The sequence below is a fragment of the Streptomyces sp. NPDC055140 genome (genome assembly GCF_053607285.1).
On record NZ_JBSGTG010000001.1, the window covers coordinates 504,921 to 517,932 of the forward strand.

Here is a 13,012-nt window from a genome sequence, read left to right on the forward strand (position 1 = left end):
CCCGAACTGCGTCCCGCGCCTCATCCCCCACACCGGCTCCCGCGATTGCGAGTCGCCGGGCCTGGCCTGACCCGGGGCCCGTGCTCCCGGGTGGGCCCCCCCCGGGGCGGGGGGCCCCCCTTCGCACTGCCCGTCCGGAGAGCCGTGCGGAACGTCAAGTTCACGCCAAGGTGCCGTCCGACCGGTGAGAGGGGGGTCCTGCCCCGCGCCCCCGTCTGCTTCAATGGGGCCATGGCCAGCTTCCAGAACACCGCGACGGGTCGCCACGACCTCGAGCCCTTCTGGCCTTCCCGTCAGCACCATGACTTCGACCGGGTGTGTTGCCGCGCGGAGAACGCGCAGGCCCTCTAAAGCCGACTCACCCCGGCGTTCGGCCCGCGCGCACGACGTAGGTCCTTCTGCGACCTCGCAGTTCTCGACGATCTCGATGACTCCTCGCGCGAAAGAGTTGACCACTCATGGCGAACACCCGTTCCTTCTCCACCGCTTCCTCCGTGACCGCCGCCCCCTCCCCCGCCGTCTCCGGCCGCCACCGGCTGCGCGCCGTCGACCGGGACGAGGTGGTCGACGTCGCGGACTTCCTGCCGCCGGGCGCGACCTGGCTGCCCGCTCCCCCGCACACCCTGCCCACGCTCCCCGGCCGGCCGCCGATGATCGGCTACCTGGTGCTCGTACCCGCGGACCAGCAGCAGCTGCTCCCGGTGCCCGACGAGCCCGGTCCGCGGCCCGAAGCCGCGTCGCGGAACAGCGGCACCGGCACCGACGCTCTCGTCAGCATCGACGGCGTGCAGCGCACCGCATGGGTCGACGGGCGCCAACTCGACCTGACGTACCTGGAGTTCGAGCTGCTCGCGCACCTCGTCGCGCATCCGCACCGGGTGCACACGCGCGACCAGCTCGTGACCACGGTGTGGGGCTACGGGCACGTGGGCGACGGACGGACGGTCGACGTCCATGTCGCGCGGCTGCGGCGCAAGCTCGGGACCGAGCACCGTCAGGTGATCCAGACGGTGCGGCGGGTGGGGTACAAGTACGCCCCGCCGGCGACGCGGTGACCGACGGACGGTGACGGACGGGCGAGGTGCCGTCCTCCGGCCTCCCTCGGCCTCCCTCGGCCGAATCGTTCTCCCACGGGCAGAAACCGATTCCCTGACGCGCCGCGAGCGGGCAGAGTCACCGGCATGAGACTTCTGGTGCTGGGCGGTTCGGAATTCGTGGGGCGCGCCGTGGTGGAGGCCGCGGTCGCCCGGTCCTGGGACGTGACCGTGTTCCATCGCGGGCGGCACGCGGCGCCCGAAGGGGTGCGGTCCCTGCACGGGGACCGCACCGCGGACGGCGGGCTCGCCGCGCTCGCGCAGAGCGAGGGCGAGTGGGACGTCGTCGTCGACACCTGGGCCGCGGCGCCCCGCGTGGTCCGCGACTCCGCCCGGCTGCTCGCGGGGCGTGCGGGCCGCTACGTATACGTGTCGAGCTCGTCCGTGTACGAGTGGGCGCCCCCGCCCGGCTACACCGAGGACGCCCAGGTCGTCGCCGGTGCCTCGCCGGACGCGGAGCAGACGGACTACGCGCGGGACAAGCGGGGCGGTGAGCTCGCGGCGGTCGACGAGTTCGGCTCGGACCGCTCCCTGCTGGTGCGGTGCGGTCTGATCCTCGGGCCGTACGAGAACATCGGCCGGCTCCCGTGGTGGCTGGCCCGGATGGCGCGGGGCGGCCCCGTGCTCGCCCCCGGCCCCCGCGAACTGCCGCTCCAGTACATCGACGTGCGCGACCTCGCCACCTGGGTCCTCGACGCGGCGCAGGCCGGACTGAGCGGCCCGTACACCGTGATCAGTCCCTCCGGGCACACCACCATGGGAGGGCTGCTCGACGCCTGCGTCCGGGTCACCGGGAGTGACGCCGACCTGCGCTGGACCGCTCCCGAGGTGATCACCGCGGCCGGGATCGAGCCGTGGATGCAGCTGCCGGTGTGGGTGCCGCCGGGCGGTGACATGCATGCCGCGCTGCACAGCGGTGACGTGGCGAAGGCGGTCGCGGCGGGGCTGCGGTGCCGGCCCGTCGAGGAGACCGTCGCCGACACCTGGGCCTGGCTGGAGTCCATCGGCGGGACGGCCCCGCAGCGCCCGGACCGGCCGGTCCTCGGCCTCGACCCGGCGACGGAGGCCAAGGTCCTGGAGACCTGAGGCCTGAGTCACTGAGGCACTGAGGCACTGAGGCACTGAGTCACTGAGGTGTCTGGGGGTGGTGCCAGATACACCCCCGGACGGGTGCCCGGCCCCATGCCCCGTACGGCCCCGGCCGGGGAGACTGGGGGCGTACGGGCCGGGCGGTGGACGGAGAGCGGGATGGACGCATCGGGTGCGGGCGGCGGGCGGGCGCGCCGCGCCCTGGTGGCGGGGGCGCGTGGCCTCGTGCTGGCGGTGGTGGGTTTCGCCGGGTCGCTCACCCTCTTCGTCCTGTCCGTCCTTTCGATCGTGTTCATCGTCCTGGGTGTCGGTGTGCTCACCACGCCCGCGGTGCTCTCCCTGGTCAGGTCCTGGGCGAACCGGCGGCGCGTCCTCGCCGCCGAGTGGTACGGGATCCGCGTCCCGGCGCTGTACCGGCCCTTCCCCGCCGATGTGCGGACCGGGCTCGTCGGGCAGGCGGAGCGCTGCCGCCTGATGCTCGGCGACCCGGCGACATGGCGGGACCTGCTGTGGCTGCTCGTCGACATGACGGCCGGGTTCGTGACGGCGCTCCTGCCGGCCGCGGTCATCTTCTATCCGCTGGAGGGGTACGCCCTCGCGGCGGGCCTGTGGCGCGTCTTCACGGACGGCACGTATGTCGGCTGGTGGTACGGGTTCGTGCCCATCAGCGGTCAGGGCTCCGCGTTCCAGGCCGCCGGCCTCGCCAACGCACTCCTGGTGGCCGGCTACTTCACGGCCCCCCTCCTGCTGCGTGCCCACTTCCAGCTGACCCGCGCGATCCTCACCCCGGACACGGGAGAACTGGCCGCCCGAGTCGAGGTGTTGACGCAGACGCGGCGCGAAGCGGTCGACACCTCGGCCGCCGAGCTGCGCCGCATCGAGCGCGACCTGCACGACGGCGCGCAGGCCCGCCTGGTCGCCATGGGCATGGACCTCGGCACGATCGAGGCGCTGGTCGAGAAGAACCCGCAGAAGGCCAAGGAGCTGCTCGCGCAGGCCCGCAGATCCTCCGCCGACGCCCTCACCGAACTGCGCGACCTGGTCCGCGGCATCCATCCGCCGGTCCTCGCCGAGCGCGGCCTCGGTGACGCGGTGAAGGCGCTCGCGCTGCGGCTGCCGGTCACCACCGACGTCGACGTGGACCTGCCGGGCCGCGCCGAGGCGCCCGTCGAGTCGGCGGCGTACTTCGCCGTCAGCGAGGTCCTCACGAACGCCGTCAAGCACTCGGGGGCCGACCGCGTCTGGGTCGACGTGCACCACACCGGCGCGGCGGGCATGCTGCGTATCGCCGTCACCGACAACGGGAAGGGCGGCGCGAGCATCGGAGCGGGGTCGGGGCTGAGCGGGGTCGAGCGCCGGCTCGGTACATTCGACGGCATCCTCGCCGTCAGCTCCCCCGCGGGCGGTCCGACCATGGTGACGATGGAGATTCCTTGCGCGTTGTCCTAGCCGAAGATCTCTTCCTGCTCCGCGACGGTCTGGTGCGGATGCTGGAGGCGTACGACTTCGAGATCGCCGCGGCCGTCGAGAGCGGGCCCGAACTCACCAAGGCGCTCGCCGAATTGGAGCCCGACATCGCCGTCGTCGACGTACGGCTGCCGCCCTCGCACACGGATGAGGGGCTGCAGTGCGCGCTCGCCGCGCGGCGGGCGCGGCCCGGACTGCCGGTCCTCGTCCTGTCGCAGCACGTGGAGCAGCTGTACGCGCGCGAGCTGCTCGCCGACGGGAACGGCGGGATCGGCTATCTGCTCAAGGACCGGGTGTTCGACGCGGACCAGTTCATCGACGCGGTGCGCCGGGTCGCCGCGGGAGGGACCGCGATGGACCCCCAGGTGATCCAGCAGCTCCTTTCACGGCGGGCCGCGCAGGCGCCGCTCGGCGGTCTGACACCGCGCGAAATGGAGGTTCTGGAACTCATGGCACAGGGTCGGTCGAATGCGGCCATCGCGGGCCAACTCGTCGTCACGGAACGGGCGATCGCGAAACACACCTCCAATATCTTTCTGAAGCTGGGACTTCCGGTGTCGGACGACGACAACCGGCGCGTTCTCGCCGTCATCGCCTATCTGGATCAGGGCCGTTGAGAATCCGCCGGGAAATCACCGGCGCTCTCTTTGAACAAGGGGCCCTCGTGTTGCGTACGTAGCCCCATGGGACGCACATCACGAAAACGGCGCTCGTCACTCGCGACGCGCATGACGGTCGCGTCGGCCGCACTGCTCCTGGGTGGAGGAGGGCTGGTCGCGGTGAACGTCTACGCGTCCGCCCACGAGGAGAACCCGGCGCAGCGCGGCGACGGAGCGCAGCAGCAACAGCAGCAGGTCGCCACGATCGACTGCCCCGACGTGGGCAACGGGCTGTCCGACGTGCCGGACGCCGCGCGGTCGGAGGTCGACGGCGAACTGGCCACGATGGACAGCCAGATCACCGAGTCGTACCAGCGCCTCGCGGCCTCGCGGGACGCGGCGGCGCGGGATCCCAACTTTGTGCAGAACAGCATTCTGCAGCCGTTGAAGGAGCGGCGTTCGACCCTCATCGACCGGATCGGCCTGGAGATCAGCCGGGCCGGCGGGACGTCGCCCGAGGGCATGAAGGACCTCGCGGCCTGCACGGCCAGGTCGGCGGGCACCGACGGCAGCCCTCCGGCGGGCTCGGCCGCGCCGTCCGCCCCCGCGGACGGAGGCCAGCAGGACGGCGGTCAGCAAGGCGACGGCGGTCAGCAGGGTGACGGGCAGGGCGACGGCCAGCAGGGGGACGGCGATCAGCAGAACGGCAACGGCCCCGACGCCTCCGACTTCGTCGACATCAACTCCGTCCAGCCCAACGTCAAGACGCCGCGCAACCAGGGCGCCGCCTCCCGCGGCACGTTCACCACGAAATGCGGGCGCAACGAGAACGGCAAGTTCAATCCCGACAACGTCATCGTGGCGCCCGGCGTGAGCAATGGCGCGCACCATATGCACGACTACGTGGGAAATCAGGCGAACGACGCCTTCGCCAGTGACGACGATCTTGCGAACGGCGACACGAGCTGCCGTAACCAGGGTGACAAGTCGACCTATTACTGGCCTGTTCTGCGCCTCCAGAACGGAAAGGACGAGAACGACGCGCAGGCCGACGGCGGCGGCAAGGACCAGAATGTCGGCGAGATCCAGACCCCTGCCTCGGTCACGCTGAAGTTCGTCGGAAATCCGGCCGCCAAGGTCGTCGCCATGCCACGGTTCCTGCGCATCATCACAGGTGACGCCAAGGCCTTCACCAACGGTGACGCGAACGCGAACGCGTCCTGGAGCTGCACCGGCTTCGAGGACCGCCAGCTGAAGGACAAGTACCCGATCTGCCCGGAGGGCAGCAAGGTCGTGCGGTCGTTCAAGTTCCAGAGCTGCTGGGACGGGCGCAACACCGACAGCGCCAACCACCGAACGCACGTCGCCTTCGCCGACCCCGCCAGCGGGGCCTGCCCGCAGGGCTTCCAGGCGATTCCCCAGCTGCAGCAGCGCATCGTGTACGACGTCCCGCCCGGCCCCGGCTTCGCCGTCGACTCGTTCCCCGAGCAGCTGCACAAGCCCGTGACCGACCACGGCGACTTCATCAACGTCTTCGACGACGGCCTGATGAAGCGCGTCGCGAGCTGCATCAACCGGGGTCAGCGCTGTACTTGACAGCCTGACCCCCCGTCGACTGCTGCGCGGTCAGCTCGCGCGGTGACCGTAGTGCCCGGAGTGCCCGTCCGCCTCGTGACCCCCGCCACCGCTACTCCCCGAGTGGTGCGAGGAGGACTTCTCCACGGTCCCGCCGAGCCGACCGCGCAGCGCTGTGACCGCCTTGTCGCCGCCGACCGCGATCCAGCGGCGGCCGATCAGATACGTGCCGCCGTAGTCGTCGGCCTGGTCGAGCCACTCGGCCTGGCCGCGGTCGGTGGAGAAGGTCGCGAGGATGTAGCGGTCGGCGCCGTCGCCGCAGGTGGCCTGGCGCAGTTCGTCGGCGTCCGTCTGGATGTCGGGCCTGCATTTCGCCCTGGCCGCGAGCTGTTCCAGGCTGCCGGTCGCGGTCTTCGGCACGGTGTCGCCGTGCGATCCGCAGCCGGTCAGGACCGCGAGCGAGACCATCGCTCCCGTCACCCATATGCGCCGCATGCGTCGCGTCATTCCCATCGTTTCCTTCCGTCCCGTGCGGCGACACGAACTCGCCAGCTCCGTACACACCGTTGAGCGAGGGGGGTCACAGGGTTACCGTGCGCCGCATCATCCGACGCAGGGGGCACACCTATGACCGCACCGTCGCGACGTTCCGTCCTCGGCACCGCCGGCGCCATCGGCCTGGGAGCCGCCGCGGGGTTCCCCGTCACGGCTCACGCCGCCGAGGGCCCTGCCTTCGATACGGCTCCCGTACGCTCCGCACTCAACAGGCTGCTCCCCGGACACGCGGACCAGTTCAGCCTCGGACTCCTCTCCCCGCAGGGCGGCGACCGGTTCCGGGTGACCGGCACCCGGGGAAAGATCGCGGTGTCCGGTACGACACCGGCCGTGCTGCTCACGGGAGTTCACTGGTATCTCAAGTACGTCTGCGGAACGCACATCGCGTGGAACGGCAGCCAGCTCGACCTGCCGAAGACGCTGCCGGCGCCCCCGCGCCCGCTGGAGAGATCTACCGCGCTCCCCCACCGGTTCGCGCTCAACGACACGAACGACGGCTACACCGCACCGTACGCCGACTGGCCGTACTGGGAGCGGATGATCGACGTCCTCGCGCTGCACGGCTGCAACGAGGTCCTTGTCATCGCGGGCACGGAGGCCGTGTACGAGCGCGTCCTGAAGGACTTCGGGTACAGCGACGCGGAGTCGCGCGCCTGGCTGCCGGCGCCCACGCACCAGCCGTGGTGGCTCCTGCAGAACCTGTCGGGGTACGGCGGACCGCTCTCGCCCGAACTCATCGCGAAGCGCGTGGAGCTGGGCCGGAAGATCACCGGCAGGCTGCGCGAGCTCGGCATGTCGCCCGTGTTCCCCGGCTACTACGGGCATGTCCCCCACGGCTTCGTGGAACGCAACGGCGGCGACGCGCACGTCGTGCCGCAGGGCAGCTGGCACGGCTTCGACCGGCCCGACTGGCTCGACCCGCGCACCCGGTCCTTCGCCGACGTGGCCGCCTCGTTCTACGGGCATCAGCGGGATCTGTTCGGCGCGGCCGGGCACTTCAAGATGGACCTGCTGCACGAGGGCGGCACCGCCGGTGACGTGCCCGTGCCGGACGCGGCGCGCGGCGTGGAGAAGGCCCTCCAGAAGGCGCATCCTGGAGCCACGTGGGTGATTCTCGGCTGGGAGGCCAACCCGCTGCCGGCGCTCATCGACGCGATCGACAAGAAGCGCATGCTGATCGTCGACGGCGTCTCCGACCGCTTCACGACCGTCACCGACCGCGAGAAGGACTGGGGCGGCACCCCCTACGCCTTCGGCACGATCCCGAACTTCGGTGGGCGGACCACCATCGGCGCCCGCGCCCACATCTGGAACGAGAAGTTCTTCGCGTGGCGCGACAAGGCGGGCAGCGCGCTCACCGGCACCGCGTTCATGCCGGAGGGCACCGACCGCGACCCGGCGGCCTTCGAGCTGTTCTCCGAACTCGCGTGGACCGGGAGCAAGGTGGACCGGGCGGCCTGGTTCTCCGGGTACGCCGACTTCCGCTACGGGGGCAAGGACGCGGATGCGCGGGCCGCCTGGCGCGCCCTGCACGACACCGCGTACCAGCACACCGCGGTGGAGCGCAGCGACGCGCACGACTCTCTGTTCTGCGCCCGGCCCGACCTGGCCGCGAACCGGGCCGCCGAGTACGCGCCCCGCGCCCTCACCTACGATCCGGGGCGCTTCGACGCGGCCCTGAGCGGGCTGCTCGGCGTGGCCGGCGGGCTGCGGAGCTCCGCCGCGTACAAGTACGACCTGGTGGACGTGGCGCGGCAGGCGCTCGCGCACCGCTCGCGGCAGCTCCTGCCGCAGCTGCGGGCCGCGTACGCGCGGAAGGACCGGGACGCTTTCCGGGCCCTGGCGACGCTGTGGCTGAAGCTGATGCGGCTGTCCGACGACGTGACCGGGACGCATCCGGCGTTCCTGCTCGGGCCGTGGATCGACGACGCGCGGCGGCTCGCGACGAGCGACGGCGAGCGTGCCGAGTTCGAGCGCACGGCGAAGGTGCTCATCACGGTGTGGGGCGACCGCGCGACGTCCGATCCGGGGAACCTGCACGAGTACGCCAACCGCGAGTGGCACGGCCTGATGTCCGACTTCTACGTGCCGCGCTGGCAGAAGTGGCTGGACGTCCTGGAGGACGCGCTCGCCACGGGGTCGGCGCCCGCGGCCGTCGACTGGTTCGCGTTCGAGGAGCAGTGGACCCTGGAGCGCAAGGACTATCCGCTGCGGCCCATCGGGGACGCGTACAAGACGGCCGCGCGCGTGCGTGACGTGCTCGCGCGGGCGCCCTACCAGGGCTCGCTGACCGTCACCGCCCAGCCGGCCGCGTTCCCTCCCGGCGGGCACGCGCGCGTGGAGGCCGCTTTCCGCAACGTCAACGGGCTGCGGGCGACCGGCCGCGTGGACTTCACGCTGTCCGGCATCGACGCCGCGCCCGAGGGCCCCACGTCCCTGCCGAGCGTCGCGCCCGCGGGCGCGGGCAAGGTCCGCTGGCAGGCGAGCGCCCCCGGCACGCCCCTGGACCGGCCGCTGCGGCCCCTGCCGTACGAGCTCTCCGTGCGGTACGGGCCGCAGGGCGAGGACCGGGTGACGTCGGTCCACGCGGGCACGCTCTTCGAGGCCGGGCCGCTCGGCGGCGCGTGGCGGACCGTCACCAACAATGCCGCCGTCTTCGGGCAGTTGGGCGACCGGTACGCGATCGACGGGGCCGGCGCCGACCTGTGGAAGGGGACCACGGAGTTCGGCTCGGCGTACCGCGAAGGCGCCTTCGCCGGCGGGTCGTCGGCGCAGGTGAAGGTGACGTCGCAGGCCGCCACGGGCGCGTGGGCACGGGCGGGCCTCATCGTCCGCAACTCCCTGGCGACGCCCGGCTCCCCGGGGTTCCTGAACCTGTCCGTGACGCCGTCCAACGGGGTCGTGCTGTCGTACGACACGAACGGCGACGGCACGCTCGACACGTACCGGCGCATCACCGGGATCAAGGCGCCGGTGACGCTGAGGCTGACGCGGTCCGGCGGCTCGTACACGGGTGAGTGCTCGACGGACGACGGGGCGACCTGGCGCACCGTGGCGACCGTGGCCGTGCCAGGGACGGCGGCTCAGGACGTGGGGCTCTTCATGACGGCGACGAACGGGGGCGGCGGGACGCGCGGCACCGTGGAGTTCGACGGCTGGCAGCTCGGGTAGATCCTGGCGCTGGGTCAGAATGGGCGGGACAAAAGCCGTGTATCCGGTCACGGCTGCGACCTCTGGAGTCCCGCCCATGCCCGCGATCCCCTCCACCACCGTCGCCATCCTCCGTGACCTCGGCGGGATCCCGCTGTCCGGCGGCCGCGCCGTACGCCCGGGCCTCGCCCTGCGGTCCGGGCAGCTCGACCGGCTCGACCCCGCCGCCGATCCGGAGTTCTCCGCGCTCGGCATCCGCACGATCGTGGACTTCCGCACGAACGCCGAGCGTGCCTCCTACCCGGACCACGTCCCCGACGGCGTCCAGGTCCTGGTCGCGGACGCGCTCGCCGACAAGATCGCCCAGACCGGGGCCGCGCCCGCCGCCGCGCAGCTCAAGCAGGTCCTGTCCGACCCGGCGCTCGCCGACGAGAAGCTCGGCGGCGGGCGCGCCGAGGCGCTCTTCGCCGACACCTACCGCGCCCTCGTCTCGACGAATTCGGCGCGGGCCGCCTACCGCACGCTCCTGACCGAACTGGCCGACCCCGACACGGGCCCGCTGCTCTTCCACTGCACCGCGGGCAAGGACCGCACCGGCTGGGCCGCGACGGTCGTCCTGACGCTTCTCGGCGCGGACGAGGCGGCCCTGGAAGCGGAGTACCTGTCGGTCAACTCGGCGGTGCGTGAGGCCTTCGCGCCGCTCGTCGAGGGGTTCACCGCGCAGGGCGGCGACCCGGAGATCGCGCTCGCGCTGATCGGCGTACGGGCGTCGTACCTGCATGCCGCGCAGGACGAGGTGGCGGTGCGGTACGGGGACTTCGAGAGGTACGTGCGCGAGGGACTCGGGGTGCCGGACGAGGCGGTGGAGCGGATCCGGCAGCGGCTGACGGCCGGGTGACGCGGGGCGCGGGTGCCGCGGGGTCCCGGCGAAACCCCTGTGCCACGTGGGCACATCCGTGCCATGGTGACCCGATGAGCAGCGAAGACTGGGAAGTGCGCGTGGCCGCGGCGTGGGCGGGCATCGACGGCTACGACGAGTCCACCGCGGGCGACTTCCGCGCCGTCATCGACGACCTCGTCGCCGAGCTGCCGGACGGCAGCCCGGTCGGCCCGTTCGAGCGCGGCTGCGCCTTCGACTCGACCGGCCACTCGGACAGGGCCGTGCCGCTGTACCAGGAGGCCCTGAAGCTCGGCCTGTCCGGCTACCGGGGCCGCCGCGCGAAGATCCAGCTCTCCAGCTCCCTGCGCAACATCGGCCGGCCCGAGGAAGGTGTGGCGCTTCTCACGCCCGAACTCGACGCGCCCTCCGACGAGTTGGACGACGCCGTGCGCGCCACGCTGGCGTTGTGCCTGTCCAGCCTGGGCCGGGACCGCGAGGGCCTGTCGCTCGCGCTCGGCGCGCTCGCGCCCCATCTGCCCCGGTACCAGAGGTCGATGGCGAATTACGCCCGCCTGCTGGTCGAACCGGAGCCGGAGCCGGGGTGACACCGTGAAGTGACCATCCGACGATTCGCTCGTTCAGCTGAACGTGCAGTCGAAGGTGCAGTCACAGGATGTCGTCCCCCGTCCCGGTCCGGTCGTCGACGTGGAGCAGGCCGAGGCCGCTCTCGTGGAGCACTACCCGCGGCTCGTCCGGCTCGCCTATCTGGTGCTCCCGCCCAGCCTCGGCCGCAACCGCCGGGTGCTCACGGCGCACTCCCTGACCCAGCGCGCCCTGCCGCGCGCACGTACCGCGGCCGACGCCGCGGCCGTCCCGGCGCCCCGCACCGCCGAGGGGCGCAACGGCGATCCGGGCTACGGATTCGTACGGCTCAGGGTCCTGCGCACCGCGCTCGACGCGGGCCGCCCGCTGCGGCGCAGGGCCTGGCCGCGGCGCTCGCAGCTGCCGCCACTGCTCCCCCAGGTGTGGGGCCTGCGGCTCTTCCCGCGCTCGGGCGGTGCCGACGAACTGGCCCTGGACCAGGGGCTGTCCGCGCTCAGCGGCCCCGGCCGCGCCGCCTTCGTCCTGCGCGGTCTCGAACGGCTCGACGACGGGGCCGTACGGAACATGCTGGGCGCGGCCGGCGCCGAGGACCCGGACGCGGCGCTCGCCGAGGCGGACCGCGTGGCCGTGCCCGCGGGCAAGGACGCGCTCGCCCTGCTGGAGTCGACCGAGTTCGACCCGTGTTCGCTCCAGGCCAGGCCGCCGGACCTCATGCGGCGCAGGCAGCATGTGAAGGCCGTGATCGCGGCCGCCGCGGCGACGCTGGTGTGCGGGGCGCTGCTCGGCCTGCCGGGCGGCGGCTGGGCCCCGGACGGGGCCGCGGCGCCCGCGTACGCGCAGAACCCGGCGGGCCTGGCCGCCCTGGATCCGGGCAGGTTGACGAGGGTCCCGGCCACGGCGTGGCAGACGTCGGCCCGCACGGACTTCTCCGTCTGGCCCGCGCGCGGCTCCCTGACCGGCGACCGGCCGCTGCTGCGGCGCGCTCTCGCGGTCTGGGCGCGGCCCGGCGGCTCCGTCCAGGTCTCCGCGACACCGGGAACCCAGGCCGGCGCCCCGCCCGGACCCCCTCAGCTGCTGTACGCGGGCGAGGTCGACCAGGCGCGGATCGTGCTCTTCTACGACGGGCTGCGCATCGTGCGGTACGCGGAGCCGAAGGACGGCACGAGCGGCGCCGCGCTCGACTTCGCGCGGGCGGACGGCGCCACGGGCCCGGAGTCGGGCGCCCTGGTCGTGGACCGGGCCGACGGCAATGTGCGCTATCTGACGGCGCCCTGGGTGCGCGGCGCCGCCGTGCGGAACCTGCTGAAACCGTCGGCGGCACCGATGCCGCTCGGCCGCGCCCCCGACGGCGTGACGGCCCCGTTCGCCAGCCCGGCGCTCGCCCGCGACTGCACGTCCTGGAACGCGCTCGCGCTGCAGGACGACGCGGGCACGCGGCTCTCGACCGATCTCGGCGAGCTGGTGCCCGCGCATCTCACCGCGGGACGCCCGGGCGCGCCGCGCGAGGCGGTCGCGGCCGACTGGCAGCACTCGGCGTGCTCCCTCACCTCCGTACGCTCGCACGGCGTGCGCACCGTCAACTCCTGGGCGTACGCGCGCCAGCAGCTCCCCGAGGGCAGCGGCGCGGCGGACTGGGCGTGCGCGCGGGCCGACACCTGGCGGGGCGGCGGGGCGCGGACGCTGGCCCTGTTCACGGCGCCCGGCGGGACGACGGCGGCGGTCGCCGCGAAGTCGGAGGGGACCCCGGCCTGCGGCAGCCGGGACCCGCTGGTTCTCGCGGGCGTGCTGTGGAAGTCACGGGGCGGCACCTGGTACGTGGTGGCCGCCGCGAGCAGGCAGGTCACGTCGATCGCGTCGTCGGGCGGCGCCCGCGCCACGGACAACGTTCTGGCCGCGCCCACCCGGCAGGGAGCCAGGACGAAGCTGACCGGCCGCACGGCGACGGGCCGCGAGGTGGGCGCCCTGCGCTGAACCCGGCGCCGCGGGACACCCCTTGCTGA

10 protein-coding genes are annotated in these 13,012 nt (G+C 72.9%); 9 read left to right on the forward strand and 1 reads right to left on the reverse strand.

Annotated elements, in window-relative coordinates; genetic code table 11:
* The first annotated feature begins 458 nt into the window (after positions 1-458).
* The 5 genes from ACWFR4_RS02375 to ACWFR4_RS02395 all read left to right on the forward strand — a co-directional run bounded on the left by ACWFR4_RS02375 (position 459) and on the right by ACWFR4_RS02395 (position 5,845).
* Positions 459-1,055 carry a winged helix-turn-helix domain-containing protein gene (locus ACWFR4_RS02375; protein WP_453650322.1) on the forward strand — a complete coding sequence of 199 codons (597 nt, stop codon included), beginning with the start codon at positions 459-461 and terminating at the stop codon, positions 1,053-1,055.
* Positions 1,056-1,181: 126 nt separating this feature from the next.
* The gene (locus tag ACWFR4_RS02380; protein ID WP_453650324.1) at positions 1,182-2,180 is read left to right on the forward strand and encodes an NAD-dependent epimerase/dehydratase family protein; all 999 of its coding nucleotides are present in this window, start codon (positions 1,182-1,184) and stop codon (positions 2,178-2,180) included.
* A 162-nt stretch (positions 2,181-2,342) separates the two neighbouring features.
* A complete protein-coding gene (locus tag ACWFR4_RS02385) occupies positions 2,343-3,632 on the forward strand; it encodes a sensor histidine kinase (protein ID WP_453463719.1) in 1,290 nt (429 codons plus the stop codon).
* Positions 3,617-4,267, forward strand: coding sequence for a response regulator transcription factor (locus tag ACWFR4_RS02390; protein WP_453650326.1), 651 nt, complete (start codon positions 3,617-3,619; stop codon positions 4,265-4,267). Before ACWFR4_RS02385 ends, ACWFR4_RS02390 begins: the two co-directional genes overlap by 16 nt.
* A gap of 66 nt (positions 4,268-4,333) precedes the next feature.
* On the forward strand, positions 4,334-5,845 hold the full coding sequence (locus ACWFR4_RS02395) for a DUF1996 domain-containing protein (RefSeq protein WP_453650328.1): 1,512 nt from the start codon (positions 4,334-4,336) through the stop codon (positions 5,843-5,845).
* A 30-nt stretch (positions 5,846-5,875) separates the two neighbouring features.
* Here the strand turns inward: ACWFR4_RS02395 and ACWFR4_RS02400 are convergent, their stop codons facing one another.
* Positions 5,876-6,337, reverse strand: coding sequence for a hypothetical protein (locus tag ACWFR4_RS02400; RefSeq protein ID WP_453650330.1), 462 nt, complete (start codon positions 6,335-6,337; stop codon positions 5,876-5,878).
* Positions 6,338-6,451: 114 nt separating this feature from the next.
* Between ACWFR4_RS02400 and ACWFR4_RS02405 the strand changes: the two genes are divergently transcribed.
* From ACWFR4_RS02405 to ACWFR4_RS02420, 4 genes are all read left to right on the forward strand, one after another.
* Positions 6,452-9,550: an alpha-N-acetylglucosaminidase gene (locus ACWFR4_RS02405; protein WP_453650332.1), complete on the forward strand. Its 3,099-nt coding sequence runs from the start codon at positions 6,452-6,454 to the stop codon at positions 9,548-9,550.
* A 76-nt stretch (positions 9,551-9,626) separates the two neighbouring features.
* The gene (locus ACWFR4_RS02410) at positions 9,627-10,427 is read left to right on the forward strand and encodes a tyrosine-protein phosphatase (protein ID WP_453650334.1); all 801 of its coding nucleotides are present in this window, start codon (positions 9,627-9,629) and stop codon (positions 10,425-10,427) included.
* Positions 10,428-10,501: 74 nt separating this feature from the next.
* Positions 10,502-11,014, forward strand: coding sequence for a tetratricopeptide repeat protein (locus ACWFR4_RS02415; RefSeq protein WP_453463702.1), 513 nt, complete (start codon positions 10,502-10,504; stop codon positions 11,012-11,014).
* 55 nt (positions 11,015-11,069) lie between these two features.
* On the forward strand, positions 11,070-12,983 hold the full coding sequence (locus tag ACWFR4_RS02420) for a hypothetical protein (RefSeq protein ID WP_453463700.1): 1,914 nt from the start codon (positions 11,070-11,072) through the stop codon (positions 12,981-12,983).
* Positions 12,984-13,012 lie beyond the last annotated feature (29 nt).

What these genes read in the sequence shown, in the direction of transcription:
- ACWFR4_RS02375 (WP_453650322.1), top strand. Translation starts at nt 459, where the DNA reads ATGGCGAACACCCGTTCCTTCTCCACCGCTTCCTCCGTGACCGCCGCC.
- ACWFR4_RS02415 (WP_453463702.1), top strand. Translation starts at nt 10,502, where the DNA reads ATGAGCAGCGAAGACTGGGAAGTGCGCGTGGCCGCGGCGTGGGCGGGC.
- ACWFR4_RS02405 (WP_453650332.1), top strand. Translation starts at nt 6,452, where the DNA reads ATGACCGCACCGTCGCGACGTTCCGTCCTCGGCACCGCCGGCGCCATC.
- ACWFR4_RS02400 (WP_453650330.1), bottom strand. Translation starts at nt 6,337, where the DNA reads ATGGGAATGACGCGACGCATGCGGCGCATATGGGTGACGGGAGCGATG.
- ACWFR4_RS02395 (WP_453650328.1), top strand. Translation starts at nt 4,334, where the DNA reads ATGGGACGCACATCACGAAAACGGCGCTCGTCACTCGCGACGCGCATG.
- ACWFR4_RS02410 (WP_453650334.1), top strand. Translation starts at nt 9,627, where the DNA reads ATGCCCGCGATCCCCTCCACCACCGTCGCCATCCTCCGTGACCTCGGC.
- ACWFR4_RS02385 (WP_453463719.1), top strand. Translation starts at nt 2,343, where the DNA reads ATGGACGCATCGGGTGCGGGCGGCGGGCGGGCGCGCCGCGCCCTGGTG.
- ACWFR4_RS02380 (WP_453650324.1), top strand. Translation starts at nt 1,182, where the DNA reads ATGAGACTTCTGGTGCTGGGCGGTTCGGAATTCGTGGGGCGCGCCGTG.